Annotated in this window: 22 protein-coding genes and 3 pseudogenes; 8 read left to right on the top strand and 17 right to left on the bottom strand. The window is 70.1% G+C overall.

Annotation, left to right across the window (positions count from 1 at the left end):
• Positions 1-11: 11 nt before the first annotated feature.
• Positions 12-407: pseudogene (locus tag ABZ079_RS34775) on the bottom strand (transposase); the annotation flags it as partial.
• A 37-nt stretch (positions 408-444) separates the two neighbouring features.
• Between ABZ079_RS34775 and ABZ079_RS34770 the strand changes: the two are divergent.
• Entirely contained in the window at positions 445-924 is a 480-nt protein-coding gene (locus ABZ079_RS34770; protein ID WP_356943478.1) for an immunity 49 family protein, read from the top strand.
• Positions 925-970: 46 nt separating this feature from the next.
• Here the strand turns inward: ABZ079_RS34770 and ABZ079_RS34765 are convergent, their stop codons facing one another.
• A complete protein-coding gene (locus ABZ079_RS34765) occupies positions 971-2,368 on the bottom strand; it encodes an MFS transporter (RefSeq protein WP_356943449.1) in 1,398 nt (465 codons plus the stop codon).
• Between the two features lie 101 nt (positions 2,369-2,469).
• On the opposite strand from ABZ079_RS34765, the gene ABZ079_RS34760 reads away from it, so the two are divergent.
• On the top strand, positions 2,470-2,997 hold the full coding sequence (locus ABZ079_RS34760; protein WP_356943448.1) for a helix-turn-helix domain-containing protein: 528 nt from the start codon (positions 2,470-2,472) through the stop codon (positions 2,995-2,997).
• Positions 2,998-3,687: 690 nt separating this feature from the next.
• Positions 3,688-3,795: pseudogene (locus tag ABZ079_RS34755) on the top strand (IS5/IS1182 family transposase); the annotation flags it as partial.
• Positions 3,796-3,810: 15 nt separating this feature from the next.
• Here the strand turns inward: ABZ079_RS34755 and ABZ079_RS34750 are convergent.
• The 3 genes and pseudogenes from ABZ079_RS34750 to ABZ079_RS34740 form a co-directional block, all read right to left on the bottom strand.
• The gene (locus tag ABZ079_RS34750; protein WP_356943477.1) at positions 3,811-4,026 is read right to left on the bottom strand and encodes a hypothetical protein; all 216 of its coding nucleotides are present in this window, start codon (positions 4,024-4,026) and stop codon (positions 3,811-3,813) included.
• Positions 4,027-4,326: 300 nt separating this feature from the next.
• Positions 4,327-4,764, bottom strand: a pseudogene (locus ABZ079_RS34745) (GyrI-like domain-containing protein); the annotation flags it as partial.
• Positions 4,765-4,829: 65 nt separating this feature from the next.
• Complete coding sequence (locus tag ABZ079_RS34740) at positions 4,830-5,003, bottom strand: CsbD family protein (RefSeq protein ID WP_356943447.1); 174 nt, start codon at positions 5,001-5,003, stop codon at positions 4,830-4,832.
• A gap of 138 nt (positions 5,004-5,141) precedes the next feature.
• Here ABZ079_RS34740 and ABZ079_RS34735 point away from each other — a divergent pair, with 138 nt between their 5' ends.
• Complete coding sequence (locus tag ABZ079_RS34735; protein WP_356943446.1) at positions 5,142-5,312, top strand: hydrophobic protein; 171 nt, start codon at positions 5,142-5,144, stop codon at positions 5,310-5,312.
• A gap of 315 nt (positions 5,313-5,627) precedes the next feature.
• A complete protein-coding gene (locus ABZ079_RS34730) occupies positions 5,628-5,900 on the top strand; it encodes a hypothetical protein (protein ID WP_356943445.1) in 273 nt (90 codons plus the stop codon).
• A 335-nt stretch (positions 5,901-6,235) separates the two neighbouring features.
• Here ABZ079_RS34730 and ABZ079_RS34725 read toward each other — a convergent pair whose 3' ends face one another.
• The 3 genes from ABZ079_RS34725 to ABZ079_RS34715 form a co-directional block, all read right to left on the bottom strand.
• On the bottom strand, positions 6,236-6,655 hold the full coding sequence (locus tag ABZ079_RS34725) for an ATP-binding protein (protein ID WP_356943444.1): 420 nt from the start codon (positions 6,653-6,655) through the stop codon (positions 6,236-6,238).
• Positions 6,656-7,344: 689 nt separating this feature from the next.
• Positions 7,345-7,797, bottom strand: a complete 453-nt coding sequence (locus ABZ079_RS34720) for an SRPBCC family protein (protein ID WP_356943443.1) — start codon at positions 7,795-7,797, stop codon at positions 7,345-7,347.
• 182 nt (positions 7,798-7,979) lie between these two features.
• Positions 7,980-8,528 (bottom strand): phosphatase PAP2 family protein, encoded by a 549-nt coding sequence (locus tag ABZ079_RS34715; RefSeq protein WP_356943442.1) that lies wholly within the window; start codon positions 8,526-8,528, stop codon positions 7,980-7,982.
• A 173-nt stretch (positions 8,529-8,701) separates the two neighbouring features.
• On the opposite strand from ABZ079_RS34715, the gene ABZ079_RS34710 reads away from it, so the two are divergent.
• Positions 8,702-9,547, top strand: coding sequence for a SigB/SigF/SigG family RNA polymerase sigma factor (locus ABZ079_RS34710; RefSeq protein ID WP_356943441.1), 846 nt, complete (start codon positions 8,702-8,704; stop codon positions 9,545-9,547).
• Between the two features lie 617 nt (positions 9,548-10,164).
• Here the strand turns inward: ABZ079_RS34710 and ABZ079_RS34705 are convergent.
• Both ABZ079_RS34705 and ABZ079_RS34700 read right to left on the bottom strand, forming a co-directional pair.
• Complete coding sequence (locus ABZ079_RS34705; RefSeq protein ID WP_356943440.1) at positions 10,165-11,745, bottom strand: PP2C family protein-serine/threonine phosphatase; 1,581 nt, start codon at positions 11,743-11,745, stop codon at positions 10,165-10,167.
• Positions 11,742-12,284: a methanogen output domain 1-containing protein gene (locus ABZ079_RS34700; RefSeq protein WP_356943439.1), complete on the bottom strand. Its 543-nt coding sequence runs from the start codon at positions 12,282-12,284 to the stop codon at positions 11,742-11,744. Before ABZ079_RS34700 ends, ABZ079_RS34705 begins: the two co-directional genes overlap by 4 nt.
• Positions 12,285-12,577: 293 nt before the next feature.
• Between ABZ079_RS34700 and ABZ079_RS34695 the strand changes: the two genes are divergently transcribed.
• Together ABZ079_RS34695 and ABZ079_RS34690 are read left to right on the top strand one after the other, a co-directional pair.
• Positions 12,578-12,937: an STAS domain-containing protein gene (locus ABZ079_RS34695; protein ID WP_356943438.1), complete on the top strand. Its 360-nt coding sequence runs from the start codon at positions 12,578-12,580 to the stop codon at positions 12,935-12,937.
• Complete coding sequence (locus ABZ079_RS34690) at positions 12,934-13,866, top strand: anti-sigma factor RsbA family regulatory protein (protein WP_356943437.1); 933 nt, start codon at positions 12,934-12,936, stop codon at positions 13,864-13,866. The genes ABZ079_RS34695 and ABZ079_RS34690 overlap by 4 nt, the downstream gene beginning before the upstream one ends.
• Before the next feature lie 34 nt (positions 13,867-13,900).
• Here the strand turns inward: ABZ079_RS34690 and ABZ079_RS34685 are convergent, their stop codons facing one another.
• The 7 genes from ABZ079_RS34685 to ABZ079_RS34655 form a co-directional block, all read right to left on the bottom strand.
• Positions 13,901-14,518, bottom strand: coding sequence for a TOPRIM nucleotidyl transferase/hydrolase domain-containing protein (locus tag ABZ079_RS34685; protein ID WP_356943436.1), 618 nt, complete (start codon positions 14,516-14,518; stop codon positions 13,901-13,903).
• A 499-nt stretch (positions 14,519-15,017) separates the two neighbouring features.
• Positions 15,018-15,887 (bottom strand): carbohydrate ABC transporter permease, encoded by an 870-nt coding sequence (locus tag ABZ079_RS34680; protein ID WP_356943435.1) that lies wholly within the window; start codon positions 15,885-15,887, stop codon positions 15,018-15,020.
• Positions 15,884-16,843, bottom strand: a complete 960-nt coding sequence (locus ABZ079_RS34675) for a sugar ABC transporter permease (protein ID WP_356943434.1) — start codon at positions 16,841-16,843, stop codon at positions 15,884-15,886. Before ABZ079_RS34675 ends, ABZ079_RS34680 begins: the two co-directional genes overlap by 4 nt.
• A complete protein-coding gene (locus ABZ079_RS34670) occupies positions 16,837-18,177 on the bottom strand; it encodes an ABC transporter substrate-binding protein (RefSeq protein ID WP_356943433.1) in 1,341 nt (446 codons plus the stop codon). Before ABZ079_RS34670 ends, ABZ079_RS34675 begins: the two co-directional genes overlap by 7 nt.
• Positions 18,174-19,154, bottom strand: a complete 981-nt coding sequence (locus ABZ079_RS34665) for a GNAT family N-acetyltransferase (RefSeq protein WP_356943432.1) — start codon at positions 19,152-19,154, stop codon at positions 18,174-18,176. Before ABZ079_RS34665 ends, ABZ079_RS34670 begins: the two co-directional genes overlap by 4 nt.
• Positions 19,155-20,075 carry a MurR/RpiR family transcriptional regulator gene (locus ABZ079_RS34660; protein WP_356943431.1) on the bottom strand — a complete coding sequence of 307 codons (921 nt, stop codon included), beginning with the start codon at positions 20,073-20,075 and terminating at the stop codon, positions 19,155-19,157.
• 57 nt (positions 20,076-20,132) lie between these two features.
• Positions 20,133-21,329 (bottom strand): DUF1343 domain-containing protein, encoded by a 1,197-nt coding sequence (locus tag ABZ079_RS34655; protein WP_356943430.1) that lies wholly within the window; start codon positions 21,327-21,329, stop codon positions 20,133-20,135.
• Between the last annotated feature and the right edge of the window lie 347 nt (positions 21,330-21,676).

The raw sequence follows: 21,676 nt of genomic DNA, 5'->3' as shown, positions 1-21,676 counted from the left end.
CTACGTCTACATCGTGGATTGTGTTCGTAGCGGGGACTGAGCCGGCGGTAGCCGGACAGCCAGGAGATGGTCCGCTCGATGACCCACCGGCGGCGGCCCAATCGTTCGCCGGACTCGATGCCTTTCCGGGCGATCCGCACGCCGATCCGCTTGCCGCGTAACCGTGTGCGCAGGTGAGGCACGTCGTATGCCTTGTCCGCATGGAGGCGTTGGGGCTTGAGGTGGCGGCCGCGGTAGGGGTCGTGTCTCGTGTGGTGGCCGGCCACCATTGGCTTCAGTCCTTCGCTGTCGTGGACGTTCGCGGCTGAGACGCCGACGACCAGGGGCAGTCCGTTCGCGTCCGACAGGACGTGCATCTTGGAACCCGGTGGTCCTCACCGGCCCACCTTCGCCCGCCCGGACGGCTCCGCCTTCGCCGCGTACCGCGAAGCCCTCCACGCCTACCTGGAGGGCACCGATCCCGAACCGGCCGCGCAGCGGGCGCTGCAGCAGGACGAGAAGGCCAAGGGCTGGGGCTTCGCCATGCCGCCGGCCGTGCTGCTGTCGCAACTCCTCGAGGGCGACGAGGAGAGCTTCAAACTCGCCCTGGCGGACGCCCTCGAAGCCCACCGCGACTACTACCAGGTCCCCGACCGCGCTGACGATCCGGACGCCTCCGTCAATCTCGACATCCTCGCCTTGGCCTGCCACGCCCGGCGCCGCGGCTGGGATATCCGCGTGCGCCAGCACCGCACCGGTTGGGACTCCCGCCGGGACCGGACCGGGTCGTCCGCCAGGCGCCGGCCGACGTCACCGTGGTGTCCATCGGCCGCCTGCATGACGAGGACCAGGGCGAGTGGGCCGACGTGCTGCAGCGCGCCCCCATCGCGCTCGACCTGCGCGAGCACTTCTTCTCTGCATGGTTCGAGGGTGTCTCACCGCTAGGGCGAGTGTGAGTCCCGTCCGTCCATCGACGGACGGGACTCGCTTCTCAGGCGGCGCCGGCCTTCGCGGCCTCTGCGACGTCGGCCGCCTTGGCGGCGGCCGGTTGTGGCTTGCGGACGAGCGGGACCGTCGCGCACGCGGCGAGCAGGGACGCTGCGGCGACCGCGTACCAGCAGTGCTGGAACGCGGCGACAGCGTGTCCGGGGGCCGGGGTGCCGAGGACGCCGACCAGGATCGCGACGCCGAGGACCGCGCCGATCTGGCGGCCCATCGAGGTGATGGCCGAGCCGGTGGCGAAGCGGGCCGGCGGCAGGGCGGCCGCCGACGCCCCGGTCAGGACAGGCAGTGTCATGCCGACGCCGAGGCCGGTCAGTATCATGCCGGGCAGGAGCGAGGCCGCGTAGGCCGAGCCGGTGTCGAGCGTGGCGGCCCACCACAGGGTGCCGGCCGCGAACAGGACGGTTCCCGCCAGCGCGATGCGGCCCGCACCGAATCTGGCGACGGCGGGCCCGATTCGCAACGCGACCGGCGGCACCAGCAATGGTCCCGGCGCGATGGCGAAACCGGTGCGCAGAGCCGAGTAGCCCCACACGCCCTGACACCACAGCACCGTGCCGAGCAGCATTCCAGCGAACGCGACGGTGAACAGCGTCAGGGCGGCCGCGGCTGATGTGAACGCCGGAACCCGGAGCAGCGGCAGCTCGACGATCGGCGCGGGGTGGCGGGCCGAGCGCAGGACGAACCAGACGCCGAGCAGCACCGCGGCAGCCAGGCCGCCGAGGGTGCCGGTGCTCGTCCAACCCCAGTCAGGAGCCTTGCTCAGGCCGAGCGCGAGCGTTGCGATCGATCCGGTGAGAAGGACGGCGCCGAACAGGTCGGGCAGCGGACTCTTCTCCGCCCCAGCGCGTCTGGGCGACGGCAGCACCTTGACACCGAGCGCGAACGCCGCTATCCCCACTGGCACGTTGGCGATGAACACCCAGCGCCATCCGGCCTCGACCAGCAGCCCGCCGGCCACCGGCCCGAGTCCGGCGGCGATTCCTCCGATCGAGGCCCAGGCCCGCACCGCCCCGGCGCGCTTTTCGGGTGCCGTCGTATCGAGCAGCAGCGCGAGCGACGTCGGCATCACCAGCGCTGCGCCGGCGGCCTGCACGAGCCGTGCCGCGACCAACGTCCCGACGTTGGGAGCGAGCGCGCAGCCGACCGAGGCGAGGGTGAACACCGCCAATCCGGTCAGGAAGACCCGCTTGTGGCCAGAGCGGTCGGCGACGCGGCCGGCGACTACGAGGAGCGCCGCGAAGACGATCGCGTAGCCGTTGAGGACCCAGGAGAGGGAGCCGAGGCCGCTGCCGCCGAACGAGCGGCCGATCGCCGGGAGGGCCGCGTTGACGATGAAGAGGTCGAGGTTCGACATGAAGACCGCGGCCGCGACCGTCGCGAACACGGCTCGGGACGCCCTTTGTGGGTTTGGAATTCCAACTGTCATGGATCGGAGGCTAGCCATGTGGGTTTGAAAACGCAACGAACTCGGGAGAGGATGGGGACGTGACCTCGAACGCGAAGCAGGGCGAGAACTCGGTTCCGCACCCCGAAGTGCCCGGTCGGCCGTGCTCTGTGGCTGCCGCGCTGCAACTCGTCGGCGAACGCTGGGCCCTTCTGGCGATCCGCGAGATCTTCTACGGCAACCAGCGCTTCGACCAGATCGTCCGCAACACCGGTGCCCCCCGCGACCGCCTCGCCGCCAGACTGCGCGCACTGGAAGACGCGGGCGTGGTCGAGCGCCGCGCCTACAGCGAGCGCCCATTGCGCTTCGAATATCACCTCACGGAGGCCGGCCGCGATCTCGCACCGGTGATGCGCGCGCTGCTGGCCTGGGGCGATCGCTGGGCGGTGGACACGCCGCCGGTCGCCTTCCGGCATCGCGGCAGGCCCGGCTCGGAGCACGACGCCGAGCACGACCTCGATCTGACGTCGATGTGCCGGACCTGCGGTGAGGAGGTCGGGCCGGGAGGTCTCACGATCGACGTGCGGGCGCCTGGATGGCATCGGGCCGGACCGATCGAAGGCTCCTGAACTCAGCAGCGATCAAGAGTGTCGTCCCTCCTGCAAGGAGCACTCAGGGGTGCCCGACCCCACCGAGGTCGGGCACCGCACGTGGGCCGCCGAGGACCTGACCGACTGGAGAGCGTCGTCGTCCGGATGGCCTGGCTCGGCGACGACGCGGTCGATGAGTCTCACCATGGGATCCCGCCGACGACCATGATGCCCGGCACCCCGCCCACCAACAGAAACGGCCTCTGGGACGTCCGGCGGTCCGGCGCGGGGCAGGGCTTCCCTACGCACCTCGGCCAGGGGGTCCGCGAGCGGCGCCCGGATCCGGGGGCGCTGGGGCCGCCATGCCTCGTGCCACCCCGCGTCCACCAGCCCCGGGTCGGCTTGGGCCACCGCCTTGGACGAGCTCGCCAGTAGCTGGACGAGCGTGGTCCGGGCGCCCATGTCCGGATCGCCGACGAGTGCAACGACGAACGGCAGCGCGGCGGTTGCGGCGGAGGTCACGCGTCCGGTGCCCAGCGCGAAGCAGTGGAACAGGGGGTAGCAGTCTTCCTCGGCAACAGCACATCGACCGTGACCGCGAGGACCTGGCCGATGACGAACGCGGCCCGGCCGAAGTCGCTGAGCGGGAGCGCGCGCAGCTGCTCGCCATCATCGGCGGGCGACCCGGCGGCCGACGCCGTCGTCCGTGACGAGCTCGCCGCCGACCGGAACCGGCTCGAACAGTGCCGCGCGGTCGCCACCCGCTACGACAAGCACGGCTACGTCCACGTCGGCACCACCACAGCGGCAGCCCTGGTCATCTGGCTCCGGTCGTGATCGGCCGGACAAGTGCTAGCCGATTCCACGGTCCAGGACGCGGCGTGCCGCTTCGGCCTCTGCGGCAGGAGGGGACAGCTCGTCGAGGGTGTCGAGCTCGTCGTCCGCTTCCAGTTCACGTTCCCAGGCCGCCGCGAGCAGTTCCTGTTCCTCGCGCGGCTTGGCGCCGATGGCCTCCCGGTGATCGGGGTCCAGGGCCGCCAGGAATCGTCCGACCGGGTCCGTCGGCATGCGGTGCTCCTTGTCGCCGGGAAGGGTGCCCATCCCCGCCCAGCATGGCCAAACGGTCCCGCGCCGACCGCCCGACACGGCCTGGGACCACCCGGATGGCCCCGCGCCCGCCCCACCCTCTGACGGAGGGCCGAGGGGCAGTTCGGTGAGCGGCCCGCGGGCGACCGGCCGGCACCCATTCCAATCCTCTGGCACGGATCCCTCCCGTCGCCGGGCCCGTCCGGCCCGGAAACGCTGCCCGTGAAAAGGGTGATCGAGCGCTTCAGCCGGCCTCTGCGGCCGGCTGAAGCGCTCACGCGGTCAGCGCTTTGTGCAGTGTTCCCGTTCCACCGGGAGCCACAGCTCAGCATCGGCTTCTGTCTTGTCCGAGGACAGGCGGGTGCGCAGGATCTGGGGGCCGGGGCGGCTGCAGGACGGATTGGACGGAAACCACTGCGTGAATACGTCCCGCCACAGCTCCTGGATGGCCTGTGGCGTCGGCCCGGAAGTGGTGAAGGCCGCCCAGGTGCCGGCCGGGACAGGGAGAACCGTGGTGCCTTCCGGGGCAGCCGCTGATGTGATCACCCCGTGGTAGTAGTCGAGTTCGGTGCCTTCGGCGCGGCTCGGGTCCAGGTCGTCGCAGACCGCGACGATGCCGTGCGGCTCCTGGTCGGACAACTTCTCCAGGTGCTCCACGACCTGCTGGTCGTTCCCGCGGACGAAGTCGATGAACACCGCGTTCGGCCCCGTGTGCACCAATACGAAGGGCCTTCCCCGGCTCACGCCCGGGAAGGCCCTTCGCAAATACAGGGGAAGGAATGCTGTCAGTGCTTGAAAGCGTCCTTAGCCTTTTCCTTGGCCTCACGGGCATCGCCCGTGGTCTTTTCTGCCTGTCCTTCGGCGGCCATGCGGTCGTTTCCGATGGCGCTGCCCGTGGCCTCCTTGACCTTGCCCTTGGCCTGCTCGGTCTTCGCCTTGGCCTTCTCGCCGGCAGTCATGAAATGCGCCTCCTCAACGTTGCTGTGCCGATTGATCGACAAGCATCTGGTGCCCTGGCTCTCCCTGTGCAAACAGGGTGCAGGTGGTGATTGAAGGAAGATTCGCGGGGCAGACGGGCGCTCAGGAGGTTGATAACTATGGTTCCCCTGCTGCTTGTTCTGCTTCTCGCGCTCGTTCTCTTCGGTGCCGGATTCGCCATCAAGATCCTTTGGTGGGTCGCGCTCGCCGTCCTGGTTCTGTGGCTTCTCGGCTTCGTCATGCGCTCCAGCACCGCCGGCGGTGGCCGCGGGCGCTGGTATCGATGGTGACCTGAACCGCACACGAAACGCCCCCTTCGCAGGGCCCGGCCAGCAGGACGGCCGGGCCCTGCGGGCATGCCGCTCATCGCAGGCGATCCGTCTGCCCCTTGACCTCGGCAGCGGGCACCCGGAGGGACGCGTCCGTCGGAGGAGGTTCGATGTCCGGCGCCATGCCCTTCGCTCATAAAGGGCTTGGCAGAGGAGAGGCGGCGGCTGCCTCTCGTGCTCCCCCTCACGAACCGCTCGGAGCGGCAGCGCACGCCTGCCCCAGGCGGCCGCCCTGGCCGAGGCCCGTTGTCGGTGGCGCCTGGGAGTCTGGCTCGTATGGACAACAACGATGAGCAACTGCTGCGCGGCCGGGTCTACGGTCAGGACCACGACCACCCTGGCCCGCGGCCGGGGCAGCGCTACGTCGAACTGGTCGGGGGGCCGCTGGACGGGCTGCTGCTCGATATCACCGGATGGACGCAGGGAGAGATCGACGGCGGCGTCGCTCTCCCAACCGAACTGGGGCAGTTCGGCGCCGGCGGCCGGGCGATGTACGACCCGCGCCCCGGTGACCGACGCCGCTTCGACTGGTCCGGCGACATCCCGTGAAGACTGCCCGACCGATCATCGAACCGACCACGGCCGGACCCGGCCCAAGTACTGCACCGCTGCCGAAGCCGCCGAACAGCGGCACCCGCTGGACTTCGATATCCGCTTGCGAAGCGGTCATTTACCGGAGGTGTCGTTGTGGGGGGAGCGCCGATCCGAGTGGGGTAGGGGTGTTGATGACTGCGGTGCCGGTGATGCCGATGAGTCCGGCGTCGCGTAGAACGGGGTGTGCTGGCTGGCCGGGGGAGTGAGGTGCCGACGGGGCGGACCGTCCCGAAGGTGGCCGGGCGTCGCGGGCTGGCCACGACGGCGGCGCGGTGCGCACCAGCAGGAGCCTAGCCCTGTTCCTTCTCTTCGGGCAGGTGGAAGCAGGCGATGACGGTCTTGCCGCGGGGGCAGGGGCGGGCTTCCCACTCGTCGGCCAGGGCGTCGACGAGGAACATTCCCCGCCCTCCGACACGTTCCGCGCTGGGCGTGCGGGGCGTCGGCAGTTCGCTGGAAGAGTCGTGGACCGCGATGTGCAGGCAGCGGTTGTCCCAGGTCAGTATCAGTTGCGCATTGCTGTGTGCGTGGACATGGGCGTTGGTGACCAATTCTGAGACGGTCAGCAGGACTGCGTCCACCGTCTCGGGGGTGCTGGTGGTCCACCCCAGAGAGTCCAGGTGCTCACGCGCCCAGTCCCGTGCCGTTTTCACTTCGTTGTTCAGTGGCAGTGAGCGTGCCCAGCCCACTGCTCGGAGCGATGATCCATCCACTGCGAGACCTTTCCTGATTTTCCCTGACACAGTCCAGGTACCCAGGGACCCGGCCGACATGGTCGTTCGTCTACGTCCAGCGCAGGCCGATGGCGGACAGCTGTCCCCAACGCTCTGGCGGCAACAACGCGGCCTGGCTCCGGTTGTTGAACCAGGTGCAGAGTTCGATGAGCCGTTTCTTCGTGTCTTCGCCTTCACGGCGACGCCGGTCTTACGAGTGAAACCGCGAACACCCTTGCGTTCGTCGACATCGCTGCAGCCCTCCCGGCCGACGTCGTCTGTGCTGACCGTCTGCGATGCCGGGGGGGGGGGCGACCGCTGGTGTGAGGCCGGCATGAGAACTGCGGCGTCTCCCGAGTTGGCTGCGGCGGGGAAGGAAGCCCGCAGCGATGTCGGTCCGTCTCCCGTGGCACATCGGGCATCAGAAGGAAGCCGGTGACGGTGCCACGGGCCTGCACCACAACGGTCCAGGCCCAGACCGGGGGCGGGGCCGCGCCTGGCGATGAGCGGCTCGATGCCGCGCTTCCATGACAGGCGGCGGTACGCGTAGTCGTCATTGCAGGAGCCGATCACCCGCATGCTCGCGGTGTGCAAGCGGCGGCGGCCGGCCGGGTTCCTCGAAACCTGGCCGGCCGCCGCCGCTGATCGGTGCCGCACAATGCCGTTCTGGCGGGCAGCGGCGTGGCCGGTCAGACCTCGCCGCGCCAGGCGCCGGTCTCGGTCCCGCCGCGCTGCTCGATGAACTCCTTGAACCGCTTCAGGTCACCGGTGACCTGGCGCTTGACGAAGCCGAGCTTGTCGCCGACGGTCTCGGCCAGGCCCTCGGGGGCGTAGTCGAGCTGCATCATGACCTTGGTGGTGTTGTCGTCGATGTAGTGGAAGGTGACGACGCCGGCCTGCCTGGCCTCGCCGCCGATGGTGGTCCACGCGACGCGTTCGTCGGGGATCTGTTCGGTGATCTCCGCGTCGAATTCCCGCTCGACCCCGCCGATCTTCGTCTTCCAGTGGGTGAGGGTGTCGGTGCGCTGCTCAATGCGTTCGACACCGTCCATGAACTGGGGGAAGTCCTCGAACTGGGTCCACTGGTTGTAGGCGGTGCGGACCGGGACGTTCACCTCGATGGACTCTTCCACCTGTGACATGTCGGATCTCCCTCGGTTGTTCGGGACTCTGGTCGGGCCGGCCGGGCACCCGGCCGGATGGTGTTTGCGATCACTTCCCGGGTGCCACCGGCTCACTGGCGTATGCGCCCGTGCGCCGCCCGATCGGTCGTCTCCGGGCATCCAGCCGGCCCATGCAGATGCAGTGGGGCCGGGGCTGCCCGTCATGGCGCCCACGGGTGGAGGAGCCGGGGTGCGCGCCGGATCAGCCAGGCGCTGCCCACGCCGACGAGGGCGCCGGTGACGACATCGCTGGGGTAGTGGGCGCCTGACTGCACGCGCTCGAGGGCGACCAGGGTGGCGGGCACCGTGCACACCACCCCGGCTGCCGGCCAGTGAGCAGCGACGGCGGCGGTGAAGGCTGCCGCTGCCGCGGTGTGCCCGGAGGGAAACGACGACGACTCGGGCCGGTCATGGACCTCGTCGTGCGGAATCCACTCCTCGGGTGGCCGAGGGCGGTCGGTCACCTGCTTGCACACCCCGTTCGAGATCAGCTGCGCCAGCCCTACGGCGGCGAGACCGGCTGCCGCCGCCTTCCGGCCGCGCCACCCTCCGGCCACCGCCATCGCCAGGGCCGTGGCACACCACAGCTTTGTTCCCTCGGCTGCCTCCTCCACCGCGGAGAGCACGGCGGCCATGCCGTGCGGTATCCGGGAAGCCGCTTGCTTCGTCAGCAACCGGTCAACGTCACGCAACCCCGTCTGCAGTCTCATGAACAGCGGATATCCCCAGCTCACGAGTCCAACCACGACCGCAAGCGGTCGCAGCCGATTCGTGCACAGAGCAGGTATGGGTGCACCATGAAGGGGTAGACGCGCCGTCACCGGCCACTTCGGCCGGTGACGGCACTGCAGCAGTGGTCAGCTCGACTCAGGGGAGGGGCATCATGACGTTCACGAGCACGGCGGCACCCAGCACGCAGTCAGCCGAGCTGCCGGAGGTCGCCGACCCCTCCAAGGTGGCGCCGAAGGATGCCCGGGAGCTGTCGCGTCTGTTCTTCGACCGGCTGACGGTCCTGGATGAGGGCACGCCCGAGTACAGCTACGCCCGGAACACGCTGATCGAGATGAACATGTCCCTGGTCCGCTATGCGGCCGGCCGGTTCCGCAGCCGCGGGCCGGAGGAGATGGAGGACATCGTCCAGGTCGGCATGATCGGGCTGATCAAGGCGATCGACCGGTTCGAGCTGTCGCGTGAGGCGGAGTTCACCTCCTTCGCGATCCCCTACATCGTGGGTGAGATCAAGCGGTTCTTCCGCGACACGACCTGGGCGGTCCATGTGCCGCGTCGTCTGCAGGAAGCCCGTGTGCAGCTCGCGCGGGCCACCGAGGAGCTCCGCGGCCGGCTGGGCCGGACCCCGACGGTCAAGGAGCTGTCGGAGCTGATGAGCCTTCCCGAAGAGGAGGTCATGGAGGCCCGGCTCGCCGCCAACGGCTACAACTCGACGTCGCTGGATGCCGCACTCAGCACCAGCGAGGACGGCGAGACCGCCCTGGCCGACTTCATCGGCACCGAGGACGAGGCGCTCGAGCTGGTGGAGGACTTCCACGCCCTGGCTCCGCTGATCGCCGAGCTCGCTGAGCGGGACCGGCAGATCATCCACATGCGGTTCGTGGAGGAACTGACCCAGGCCCAGATCGGCGAACGCCTGGGCGTGTCCCAGATGCACGTCTCCCGACTTCTGACGCGCACACTCACCCGGCTGCGCGAAGGCATGCTCACCACTCGCTGAAGGTACGAGCTGCGATCATCCGGGATGCGCGCACGAACCGCTCGGGCCGTCAGGAGCTTGAGCGGCGGGTGCGCTGGTGCGGGGCCTGATCATGGTCGCGGCGGCGGAGATGCGCATGGGCGGCGAAGAGGCACCGTAGCCACCCAGGGGCGCGGCGGCCGGGCCGTTTCTTTCGGATCGTCGCGCTGACCGGAGGAAGACGGCGGCGACGTGGAGTCCGGCGAGGTGGACGGGTGACGGTCGGGTCGTAGCGGTGGCCAGGCCGCGCCACTGCCTCACGGCGCTTGTGTGCCTCGGAACCGAGGCTCGAAGTCGGCCAGGCTGCGGCCGCCGCTCCGTTCCAGGGCGGCCTCCGGCGCGGGAAGGCTCGGGTGCTGGTGGGCGGTCTCGCTGGAGGGATCCGATCAGGAAGGGCACCTCGCCGCCGTGATCCCGGTCCTGCCCGCGTCGAACGGCAGGGACGGAGCTGGTGATGGCGGTCGGCCATGGACATGAGGTCCGGCCGGAACCTGACGCGAGCGCGCCACCGCGCCGGTCGCGCCGGCTGACGCCCCCGGCGGCAGCTTCGCGGGCCGCATCGCGCCAGAGGCGGTCCCTCGGCCGGTCGCTGTGGACGTCTACTGGGCGGGTCGGGACGGCGGGCCCGGGCGGACGAGGAGCAGGGCGCGGTCGTCCGGGTAGTCGGCATCGGGTTGGTGGTTGAGGAACAGCTCGCACAGATCGTGCACGTTCAAGCCGGCGCCGCGGCGGGCTGTCCGGGTGAGGCGGTCCATGCCGGTGTCCAGGCGTTCCCTGCGGCGTTCGATCAGGCCGTCGGTGTAGAGCAGGACGGCATCGCCGTCGGCCAGGGTGGTTTCGCCCTGGCGGTAGCGGGCGCGGGGGACCGGTCCCACCGGGGGGGAGATGGGCCCGTCGAGGTAGCGGCTGGAGCCGTCGGGGTGCACCACGAGCGGCGGGGGATGCCCGGCCTTGACGTAGGTCAGGGTGCGGGTGGGCCGGTGGTAGAGCAGGTAGGCGGCGGTGGCCATCTGGCCGCGGTGGTAGAGGTGCAGGTATTCGTTCAGCTCGGACAGCACCGCCTCCGGGCGGGTGCCGCAGCGCAGGACGATTCCGCGCAGGGCGGCGATTATCTGTGCCATGACGGCTGCCTGCGGCAGGCCGTGGCCGGCGACGTCACCGATCGACAGGCCGATGTGGTCCTCGTCGAGGTTGTAGAGGTCGTACCAGTCGCCGCCGACCATCACCCTGTCGCTGCCGGGCGCGTAACAGGTCGCCACCTCCAGACCGGCGACATCCGGCAGTTGGGGGAGGAGGCTGAGCTGGAGGCGTTCGGCCACACGGTGTTCGTGCTCGTACAGCCCGGCGCGGCGCACCGCCTGGGCGATCTGCTGGGCCACCGCGGTCCGGTGCTCGGACTCCGGTATCCCGCCCGCCCCTGGGCGGACGGTCAGCGCGCCGAGTACGACTCCATCGGCCTCCAGCGCGATCCGTAGCACTCCGGTGGCTGCGGGGCGCGCGTTGTCACGTGGCCGGTCGAGGTCTCTCCACGCGGTTTCGGTCAGGGCCCGCAGATCCTCACCTGGTTCCAGGGCGGGCATCAGGCGGCGGGAGTGCAGCTCCAGGGTCACGCCGTCCACGTCCAGCACCCGGGCGGCGGTGGTCGCCACGGCCTCGGCGACCTGGGCGAGGGTCGCGGCCGATGCCAGCGCCGCGGTCAGCTGGTACAGGCGTTGCAGACGGGCGCGGGCGGCCTGCTCGGCGAGCAGCAGTTCCTCGCGCTGGGCTTCGGCGGTACGCCGGATGGCGATTTCCCGGTTGAGTGCGCTGACTTGCTGACTGAGAACGACGAACCGGTCGGCGTGGTCGAGACGGATGAGGTTGACCTGCACCACCGTCTCGGGCCCCTGCCACCAGGTGGCGCGGACGCCGTGGCAGCGATAGCGCACCCGGCTGCCGTCGCTGTCCTTGAGGACGAGCGCGCCCGGCAGCGGGCTGCCGCTGCGCAGCCAGTTGCGCAGATGCGTCCGCAGGACACCGGCGTCGTCCTGGATGAGGGCATACAGGCTGGCGCCCGCGCACAGCTGGGGGATCGAGGCGGAGGCGGCCGGATTGGCCGCCAGGATCGTGCCGTCCCCCGCGCACAGGATGACGGGGTGGGGCAGGGGTTTGGTGATGGCCTCGAACAGGCCAGGGCTCACGCAGGTACCGTACCGGTGTCCGGGCCGGCGACGGGCAGTTCCGCGTCGGCGAAGTACTCGCGTCCGGTCACCGGGCCGGTGCCGGGCACGAGGTGCACGACCACGCGGCAGCCGGCGTCGCCGCGGGCGATGGTCTCCTGCAGTTCGACGCTGGCGTAGCCGAGATTGCGGGCGGCGATCGTCCCGAAGACGTTCGAGGTCATCATGCACATCGACTCACGGCCCAGCACCTTCTCCGCGAAGGGACAGGCCCGGTTGCCCAGGACGATCTTCGTGTCGTCCTGCTCGATGACGAAGAAGTCGCCCATGATCCGCCGCTTGAGATCCACCAGCGCCGCCGCGACCTGCTCCCGGGACAGCTGGTCGGTGCCGAGGGCCTTGAGGTACATCTCGTCGATCTGCGTGCCCACCGCCTGGCCCACCAGGCTGATGTAGCCGGATGCCTCCTCCAGGCCGATCACCGACTCCAGCGACGTCGCCAGCTCCCGCACCAGAGTCCGCAGGAACACATCACGGTCCAGGTCGATTGTCACATCCACCGGGTGACCCATAGTGCCGCCCTCCTCATCTCTGCACGCCCCCGTGCCGCGCGAGCGCCCGGCGGTCACCCAGACTAGAGACTCTGCGGCACCCGTAGCCACCTGCTCGGAGCTCCGCCGCTCCACCGCCGAGCAGGGCTTGCCCGTCTCACGGCCAACGTCCCCGTTCCGGCGGCGGCCCGTGGCCGGCGCCGGAGCCGGAGCCGACTGTAAAGGTGACCACCCCCGTACTGCCGCGTTCGCCGGTGAGAGATACTACGAATTCAGTCGGCAGGTGACCCAGGGGCGGTGGCGTGGACAGTTCGGGGGAGGGGGATGCGCTGACAGCATCGCCGGCCCGGTCCACGGGCGTGTTGCGCGTGCACCCGTTGGCGGACCGGCCGGGCTGGCAAGCGGCCGGCGAGATCAGTCTGGTCACGCGCCCGGCCTGGGAACAGACACTGCACCAGCTTGCCCTGAGCGATGAAGAGGCGTGCCACTTGGAGCTTTCCGCAGTCACCTTCATCGACGTCGCTGGAGTCTCGGCTCTGGCGGCGGCCGCCCAGGGCCTTGCGGAGGGGCGACGCATCGTGCTGGAAGAGCCACCTGCCGCCCTGCGGCGCGTGCTGGACCTGTTCTGGCCGGACCTGCCCGCCGTCGAGGTGGTGGCATGATGACTGCCCCGACCACCGAACCGTTCGTTCATCCCGCCTTGTTCTACCGAGGCGAGAAGGAGTACCTGCACGGCACGGTGACCTTCGTCCGGGACGGCCTGAAGGCCGGAGAACCGGTGGCGGTCGCCGTACCCGGGCCGAACCTGGCAATCCTGCAGACGGCCCTGGGTGAGGATGCCGCCCACGTGCATTTCCTGGACATGACCGAGGCGGGGCGCAACCCCGGCCGGATCATCCCCAAGGTGCTGCGTGCCTTCGCGGACGCCCATCGCCAGACGCGTGTGCGGATCATCGGTGAGCCGATCTGGGCCGGCCGCAGCAGCGTGGAGTATCCGGCGTGCGTCCAGCACGAGGCGCTGATCAACCCGGCATTCCAAGGCCGGGACGTCACCATTCTCTGCCCGTACGACGCCGACCGCCTGGACGAGCGGGTACTCGCCGACGCGTACGCGACTCATCCCGTGGTCATCTCCGGCGGCCACGAGCGGCCCAGCCCCGCCTACGCACCCGAGCAGGTGATCGCTCACTACAACCAGCCCCTGGCACCAGCAGCCACCACCGAAGAACTCGTCTTCGACGCCGACGGACTGCCGGGCGCCCGCCACTTCGCGGTCGAGCAGGCCGCGCAGTTCGGTCTGTCCGGTATCCGCCTTGAGGACGTGGCCCTGATCGTCGCCGAGCTGACCACCAACAGCGTCGTGCACGGTGGGGGTTCGGGCCTTCTACGGGTGTGGACCGAGGACGGCCAGGTGGTGTGCGAGGTCCGCGACCGCGGGCATCTGAGCGATCCGCTCGCCGGCCGCCGCCCACCCACACGGGACCAGCAGGGGGGCCGGGGCCTGCTGATGGTGCACTACCTCGCCGACCTCGTACGCATCCACACCCGCCCCGACGGTACGGCCATCCGCTGCTACATCGGCCGCCACTGATCCCGCCTCTGCCGAGAGTGACGTCATGCCGCGGTCAGAGGCTGGTGAGCAGGCCGTCGAGTGGGGCGGGTACGCGGTCGGGGTCGAGGGCCTCGACGAGGACGCGGCCGTAGCGGATCTTGCGTCCTTTCTTCGTGCCGAGGAAGCGCCGCAGTTGCTGCTGTGAGGTGCGGCCCCGCTGTGCGGGCTGGCGCAGGAAGGAGTGCAGGGCGCGCAGGTCGCCCTCTGCCCGGACGAGCTCCTCCACCCGTGTCACGCCCAGCGCGCGAATGAGCTCGTCTTCCAGATCCGCCGCGCAGACGAAGAACCCTTGCTGTGCCGCACCGGCCCGCTCCAAGCCGCGAGCGTAGTAGCGACGCTCCGCCTCGTCGCACAGCCCCGTGAGGCGGAGGCCCAGGCCGGGTGGCCCGAGGAGACGGGCGAACCGCCCGACGCTCATCGCACCGCCCATGGGCAGGACGCAGACTCCTTCGGCCGCCAGGTTCCGGCCGCGGCTCGCGGCCAGTGCGCTGACCGCTGCCACATCGCTCGGCCCTTCGAGCAGGACGGCTGTCCGGACGGGCAGCCGCACGGCCAGCTCGCGCGCGGAGTCGCCGGAGCCACCGGCCGCCCACGTGGTGACCGCATCCCGGAACGCCCCCATGTCAGCCATGAGAAGAGTCTCCGCCCTCTACGGCCACCACGGTAGGGAATTTCCCGGCTCCACGATCCACACGCTCCCGGCCTCCCGCAACGTTTCGCGTCCTGAGCCGGTGCTTGCCGTTGACCTGGGACGGAGGGAATGACTGAAGTCGACAGCCGGGCCGCGGAGTCGGAGCCCGGTTCACTCGCGCGGCGGGCGGGTTCGTCAGGGTGGTTGCCTCGCGAATCCGGCCGGCGCGGTCAGCGCGCGTCGTCGCCGGCGACGAGGAACCTGTCGGAGACGCCGTCGAAGCAGCGGAACGGCGGACTCCTCGCCCTCGGCGATCTTCCGTGGCTCGTACTCCTCGGCGCCAGACGCGGGTGGCCGCTTTCACCGGGCGGAAGGGCGAGGAGCACGCCGCGGTGCCGTTGAGGATGCGCTCGCCCGGCAGGGGGCCTGTGGTGAGGTCCACGCCGCCGATGTGGCAGCAGACGGCGAGGGCCGTCTTCGTTGCCGGTCACGGAGCTTTTCACTTGAGGCCGCTGAGCATGACGCCGCGGATGTAGTACCTCTGCAGCAGCAGGAAGAGGGTGAGGACCGGCAGGATGCTCAGCACGAGGCCGGCCATGACGATGGGCATCGTGCGGGTCGGGTCGACGTAGTCCTGCAAAAGCTGGATTCCGACGGGCAGAGTCATCACGTCCGGGTTGGCGGTCGAGACGAGCAGCGCCCAGATGTACTCGTTCCAGGCATCGACGAAGGTCAGCAGTCCGAGCGTCACCACGACCGGCTTGGTCTGGGGCACCACGATCCGCCACCACACGGCGAACTCGCCGGCCCCGTCGATGCGCGCGGCCTCAAGGACCTCGTCCGGGATCGAGACCATGAACTGGCGCATCAGGAAGATCCCGAAGCCGTTGACGAGGAACGGCATGGCGAGCGCCGCGATGCTGACGGTCAGGCCCGCGCCGCCGCGCCCGAACAGGTCGTTGCCGCCCGCCAGCGGCCAGTGCACCAGGATCAGGAAGTGCGGGATGAAGAAGAGGAACGGCGGGAACATCATCGTCGACAAGACGAGGCGGAAGATGAAGTTCCGTCCGGGAAAGCGGAGTTTGGCGAGGGCGTAGCCGGCGAGTGACGACGTGAGCAGCACCGATCCGGTGATCACGGCGGTGGCGATGACGCTGTTACGGAAGAGCACCGGTAGATCGAGCTGGTCGACCGCCGCCCGGTAGTTGGACAGGTCGAGCGCCTCGGGCAGGAACCGGTACGGCAGCGTGCCGGACTCTCCGGGCCCCTTGAAGGACGTCATCACCATGTCGAGGAACGGCACCACCGTGAGCACGGCGCCGGTCACGACCACCAGATACGAGAAGCCCGGGAAACGGCGGCGGGTCATGCGTCCTCCCCCTTGCGCCGGAAGATCCACAACTGCATCAGGGTGACCATGAGGACCACCACGAACAGAACGAAGGCGGCGGCGCTCGCGGTGCCCCAGTCGCCGTGACTGAAAGCCTGCCGGTACATCTCCAGGGCGGCCACATTGGTCGCGTCGCCCGGCCCGCCCTTGGTCATCACGATGATCAGCGCGAACGACTGCAGGCCGGTGATGAACTGGGTGATGCACACGAACAGCAGGGACGGCCGCAGCAGCGGCAGTGTGATCTTCCAGAAGACGGTGACGGGCCCGGCGCCGTCGAGCGCGGCGGCCTCGTAGTACGACTCGGGAATGGACTTGAGCCCGGCGGTCATGACGAGGATCGCCGTGCCGATCGAAGCCCAGGCCTGTACGACCACGACCGAGGGCAGCGCGGTGTCCGGGTCCTGCAGGAACGCCACCGAGCCGAGCCCGAGGGCGTTGAGGACGCCGTTGGCGAGCCCGCCCGGCTCGTACATGTACTTCCACACGTTGCCGACGGCGACGACGGTGGTGACGATCGGCAGGAAGTACAGGGTGCGCCACAGCCCCTGGAACCGCAGCTTGTCGATGCAGGTGGCGACGAGCACGGAGCCGGCGAGCGCGAGGGCCACGGTGCCCAGGGCGAACAGCAGCGTGTTGGTGAGGATCGGCGCCAGGAACGTCGATCCGTCCGCGAAGAGGCCGGTGAAGTTGTCCATGCCGACCGGATCGATGTCACCGAGGTCGAACCCGGCCCAGCGGGACATCGACAGCAGCAGCGCGAAGCCGAGCGGCAGGATCAGGAAGACCGCGAAGAACAGCAAGGTCGGCGCCAGGAAGAGATAGGCGACGACGGCCTGGCGGCGCCGGGTCCGGCTGTGGCCCTCGATGGCGGGCCCGGCGGACCGCGGGCCGTGGTCCCGCTCGGTCGTCTCCGGTACCAGGGTGTTCACCATGAGCGCGACACCTCCTGATCGACCTGACGGCGGGTGGTGCGCAGTGCCTCGTCGACCGACTTCTGACCGGTCCACAACGCCTCGATGTTCTTGCGCAGCAGCGACTTGGCCTGCTGCGCGCCCGGCACGTTCGGCTCCGGCACCGCGTACGCCAGCGCGTCCAGGAACGGGCGCAGGTTCGGATCGCCGCCCTCGGTCAGGAGCGTCCGCATGTCGTCGGCGCGGCCGGTCAGGGAGCCGACCGACACCTGCAGGGAGCTCATCCGGGTCGCTGTCGCGCCCGTCTTGGCGCTCTTCACGCTCACCTTGTCGGCGTTGAGCCAGCGCAGGAACTCCCATGCCTCGCGCGGGTGTTCACTGGCCGTGTTGACCCCCAGCATGAAGCCGGTGGAGAGCGTGGCGCGCGCGTCGTCCACCTCGGGGACGGGCAGCGGCGCGACGCCGACATCGCGGTAGTCCTTGCCCATCAGGGCCTTCAGGCTCCCGGTCCACCAGCCGGCGCTGACCACCATGGCCACCTGCCCGGAGGGGAACGCCTTGTAGACGTTGACGCCCGGGGCGCTGGCACCTTCGACGACGAGCCGGTGCTCCAGATCGAACACGGCCCGGCCGGCCGGCGAGTCGATGGCGGTACTCCTGCCGTCCGCGGAGACGAACGTTCCACCGGCGGCGTTGAGCAGGGCGAGCGTCTGGCCGACGGTGGTGGAGTCGTCGATGGTCGACAGCCCGAACCCCTGGACCAGCGTGTTGCCGTAGCGGTCCCGCTTGGTGGTGCGGTGGGCCGTCTCCTCCAGCTCCCGCCAGGTGCGCGGAGGGCCGTCGATGCCGGCCTCGCGCAGCAGCCGCTTGTTGTAGTAGAGGGCGTACGTCTGCACCTCGGTGGGGTAGCCGTAGACCTCGCCTCCCACCGACGAGGAGCCGACCGCGGCCTCGCCGTAGCCGCGCGTGATCTCCTCGGCGTGGTCGGGCGGAGCGGGCCGCAGGACGCCGGCCTGGACGAGCTGGCCGTTCCACAGGCAGTACGGGTGGATGATGTCGGCGCCCTGGCCCGCTGCCTGCCGGACCATGAACGTGGTCAGCAGCTCCGTGAACTCGACGGCCTTCGTCCGCACCTTGACCCGTTCGTGCATGGCGTTCCACTCGTCGACCGGGCCCTGCAGCGCCTCCTTGAGCGCCCCGCTCGCGTAGTGGGAGAGCAGAGTGAGGACGATCGGATCCCCGGGCCGCCCGGTGCCCCGGTGCGGTGCGGCGCATCCCGAGGCGAGCAGCGCCGAGGGGAGAGCGAGCGCGAAGTGACGGCGGCTCAGGCCGCCCGTGCGGCGCGACGGCGTCATCGAGCGGCCTCACGGCGCATCACGCGGAACACCCGGGTCGTGGTGAAACCGGCCTTACGGTACAGATGGGCCGCCGGGGACTGCTCGCCGGTCCACAGGAACCAGGCGGAGTGCGCCCCGCACGCCCGCATCCGCTCCAGAACCAGGTGGAGCAGGACCTTGCCGAGTCCGGTCCCGCGCATCTCCTCCAGCACGCCGAACGGACCGAACCGCTCGTCCACCGACTGGTACGCGCCGTGCATCGCCCAGCCGACCAGACGGCCCGAAGGGGCCCGCGCGACGACGATCCGGTCGAGCGGCGTGCCCGCGGTCAGGCACTCCCGGATCACACGCGCCCAGTCCGGGTTGAAGCGGTTCCCGGCGAGTGCGACGAGTTCCACGAGGTCGTCATCGGACGGGGTCGCGAAGCGGTAGCCCTGGGCCGTCAAATCGTCCAAGCGACGCGTGACATCGTCCGGGAAGCGATAGCCGACCAGGCCGCGGTCCATCGCCGCCGCCTCGTACAGCGTGCGAAAGCCCAGTGACTCGAGGAGCCCGAGTGCTTCCGGGTACACCTCGGCGTCCAGGCCGGGGAGGATGTAGTTGGGGGTGTACGAGGAGAAGTCCACCCGGGTGCGGCCGTGACTGTGCAGCCAGTCGAGGGTGTCGGTCAGCAGCCGGCGGCCGAGGCCACGCCCGCGAGCGGCCGGGGAGACGAAGAAGAACGGGATCCAGCCCTGCTCCGGCTCCAAGTCGCTGCCGGTCATCGGCGTCAGACGGCGCACCGCGTAGGCTGCGCCGACGACACGGCCGCCGTCGACGGCGACCCGGAGCCCCTCCGGATCGAAGTTGGCGTCGAGCAGCACCAGGGAGCGGAAACGGTCCGGGGTGAGGGGATCGGCCGGCGCACTCCGGCGCCAGGCCTCCACCAACTGCGGGCCGTCGCCGGCGCGAAAGCCCCGAATCCCGGCCCGGGTTTCCGTCGTACGATCGGTCATCTACGGGGTTGTCCTTCCATACGCAGGTCGCGGACGGCGTCGAAGGCCGCCCGCAGCCGCCTCGGTCGGGTGCGAGGTGTGCTGCGCCACGGCGGTCCGGACGCGGTCCACGGGGGCGAGTTGGGGGACGCGGCCGACTTCCGCGCCCGAGCGCGGTCCCGATGCGCGTACCACGGGGGTGAGGACAGCGTCCGCGGCGTCGGCGTCGGCGTCGTCGACGAGGCTTGGCGCGGCGTCGGTGATGGGGCTGGGCAGGGCGTTGGTGAGGGCGGCGGGCAAGTCGTCGCGTCGGCGGGTCAGGCCGAGGACCATGACGGTCTCGGCCGCGGTCCCCTGGTGGGACACCCCGATGTGTACGTCGCCGTCGCCGGACGGCCCGTCCTGGGCCGGCGCCGCGTGGGAGTCCTCGAAGGCCGCAGCGGGTAGTCCGCTCCGGTAGTGCTCACGCCACAGGTCAGATGCGGTGAAGCCGCTCGCACCGACCCCGGAGAGGTTGATCCTGCGGGCGGTGCTGATCGCGGCGACGAGCTGTTCGAGCCGCTCGAGGTTCTCGATGGTGTCCGTGACCTCGCGGGCGTCCGCGCGACCGATCTTGCCGACGAGTTCGCGGAAGGCGCAGTCCGGGCCGATGTCGCTGTCGGACACGGACCGTTGACGCTTCCGGGCGGCCTCGTGGGCGACGCCGGTGGCCAGGGCCATCCGCAGCTCACGGTAGCCCCGGCGGCCGACGGCGCGGCTGCCCCGGACCACCGTCGCCCCGGAGCCGGTGACGGCCGCGGTCGGCTCGGAGACGCTCTGCCCGTCGGCCCCGGCCGGTTCGGCCAGGATGCGGTCCGTGACCCGCTGCTCGGCGGTGGCAGGGGCGGCCCGGCCGGCGCGGATGCACAACCGGGTATCCGTGGGCGGTTGTCGCGTCTTCATGGGCATCTGCTCCTTTCAGGGGCAGAGCAGCAGGTCGCAGCGGTGAGGCGGAAGGTCTCAGGGGTAGAGGAGCACGTCGTCGCCGGCCCACCGACTGGTCGGCGCCGGCGGATCGCACAGCGGCAGCGGGTCGTCACCCGCGTCGACGGCGCGCCGCAACCGGTCGGACCCCCACAGCAGGTCGATGAAGTGACGGTGGCCGTTCCCCTCCATGTCGCCGTTCGCGGTGCGCCAGGCGAAGCTGTCCGGGTACAGCCGCCGCAGCGTGGCGAGCATCGCGACGGCGGTACGTACCGGAGCGAACACCTCGCGGTCGGTGATGTGGAGCTGGACCCCGCGCAGTGGCCGTCCGGCGTGTTTGTGGAAGGTCGGTACGTACCGCAGATCACGGAAGCGCACTCCGGGCAGGGCGAGTTCGGCGAGCGAGGGGGCGAACCGCGTGTCGATGTACGGGGCCCCGACGATCTCGAAGGGCTGGGTGGTACCACGGCCCTCCGAGAGATTCGTCCCCTCGAACAGACAGGTGCCGGGGTAGCAGGTGGCAGTGGCGGGCGTCGGGATGTTCGGCGAGGGTGCGACCCACGGCAGGCCCGTGGCCTCCGCGTCCATGGCGCGCTGCCAGCCGGCAGCCTCGATCACCGTCAAGTCAGCGGCACTGCCCGCCACTTGGGGCACAGCCGAGGCGTTGAGATGCCGGGCGAGTTCGCCGCAGGTGAGGCCGTACCGGACGGGTAGCGGGGCGCGCCCGACGAAGCTGGCCCACGCCGGGTCGAGCAGCGGGCCTTCGCTGACGAGTCCACCGAGGGGATTCGGCCGGTCGGCGACCACGAACCGCACGCCCGTACGGGCCGCCGAGACCATCAGGTCGAACATCGTCCACACATAGGTGTAGAACCTGGCCCCGATGTCCTGCAGGTCGTACACCAGGGCGTCGACGCCGCAGTCTCGCAGCAGTTCGTCGAGGCGCTCGCCGCCGCACCGGTATGTGTCGTGGACCGGCAGACCAGTGGTGGGATCCGCCTGGGCGGCCTCGCTCTCGCCGGCCTGGCCGGTCCCGTGCAACCCGTGCTCGGGACCGAACAGGGCGACCAGCCGCGCGCCGGCCTCGAGCAGCGCGGGCGCGGCCGGGCGCAGGTCGGGGAGGACGCCGGTGTGGTTGGTCACCAACCCGAGCCGGCCGGGCCCGGCAAGTCCGGGCGACTCGTGCAGTCGTGCGATCCCGGGCGTCACCGTGACGCGGTCGTCCGTGCTCATCCTTTGCCCCCGTCTGCCGGTGACATCTCGAAGCGGCGGTCGGAAACTTACATACCTGCCGGTCTTGGAACTTAGCAGTGATTTGTCAGAGTTCGTACGGAGGGCGCCCGCCGGATCTTTTGTGGCGTCCGGCGCATCCCACCGATTCGCTCGTGTCGGCTCCGCGACCCCGGATCGCCCTTCCACCGCGGACCTCGGTGCCCCAGTCCCTTGGTTGCGACCAAGCCCGCCGCCGTCTAGGACAGCAACTGACCTACTGATCTTTTCGTAAGTTCGGTGGGTGGGGTGGGTGGATGGTGAGTCCGGTGTGGGCGAGGAAGGACCACGGCAGTTGTGGGTTGTGGTTG

It is taken from the genome of Streptomyces sp. NPDC006314 (assembly GCF_040613075.1).
Taxonomy (GTDB): domain Bacteria; phylum Actinomycetota; class Actinomycetes; order Streptomycetales; family Streptomycetaceae; genus Streptomyces.
The sequence above is the reverse complement of the archived record's forward strand: the minus strand, read 5'-3'. Positions and strand labels throughout refer to the sequence as shown.

What these genes read in the sequence shown, in the direction of transcription:
- ABZ079_RS34750 (WP_356943477.1), bottom strand. Translation starts at nt 4,026, where the DNA reads ATGCCGACGGACCCGGTCGGACGATTCCTGGCGGCCCTGGACCCCGAT.
- ABZ079_RS34740 (WP_356943447.1), bottom strand. Translation starts at nt 5,003, where the DNA reads ATGACTGCCGGCGAGAAGGCCAAGGCGAAGACCGAGCAGGCCAAGGGC.
- ABZ079_RS34735 (WP_356943446.1), top strand. Translation starts at nt 5,142, where the DNA reads ATGGTTCCCCTGCTGCTTGTTCTGCTTCTCGCGCTCGTTCTCTTCGGT.
- ABZ079_RS34730 (WP_356943445.1), top strand. Translation starts at nt 5,628, where the DNA reads ATGGACAACAACGATGAGCAACTGCTGCGCGGCCGGGTCTACGGTCAG.
- ABZ079_RS34720 (WP_356943443.1), bottom strand. Translation starts at nt 7,797, where the DNA reads ATGTCACAGGTGGAAGAGTCCATCGAGGTGAACGTCCCGGTCCGCACC.
- ABZ079_RS34715 (WP_356943442.1), bottom strand. Translation starts at nt 8,528, where the DNA reads ATGAGACTGCAGACGGGGTTGCGTGACGTTGACCGGTTGCTGACGAAG.
- ABZ079_RS34710 (WP_356943441.1), top strand. Translation starts at nt 8,702, where the DNA reads ATGACGTTCACGAGCACGGCGGCACCCAGCACGCAGTCAGCCGAGCTG.
- ABZ079_RS34690 (WP_356943437.1), top strand. Translation starts at nt 12,934, where the DNA reads ATGATGACTGCCCCGACCACCGAACCGTTCGTTCATCCCGCCTTGTTC.
- ABZ079_RS34685 (WP_356943436.1), bottom strand. Translation starts at nt 14,518, where the DNA reads ATGGCTGACATGGGGGCGTTCCGGGATGCGGTCACCACGTGGGCGGCC.
- ABZ079_RS34680 (WP_356943435.1), bottom strand. Translation starts at nt 15,887, where the DNA reads ATGACCCGCCGCCGTTTCCCGGGCTTCTCGTATCTGGTGGTCGTGACC.
- ABZ079_RS34675 (WP_356943434.1), bottom strand. Translation starts at nt 16,843, where the DNA reads ATGGTGAACACCCTGGTACCGGAGACGACCGAGCGGGACCACGGCCCG.
- ABZ079_RS34670 (WP_356943433.1), bottom strand. Translation starts at nt 18,177, where the DNA reads ATGACGCCGTCGCGCCGCACGGGCGGCCTGAGCCGCCGTCACTTCGCG.
- ABZ079_RS34665 (WP_356943432.1), bottom strand. Translation starts at nt 19,154, where the DNA reads ATGACCGATCGTACGACGGAAACCCGGGCCGGGATTCGGGGCTTTCGC.
- ABZ079_RS34660 (WP_356943431.1), bottom strand. Translation starts at nt 20,075, where the DNA reads ATGAAGACGCGACAACCGCCCACGGATACCCGGTTGTGCATCCGCGCC.
- ABZ079_RS34655 (WP_356943430.1), bottom strand. Translation starts at nt 21,329, where the DNA reads ATGAGCACGGACGACCGCGTCACGGTGACGCCCGGGATCGCACGACTG.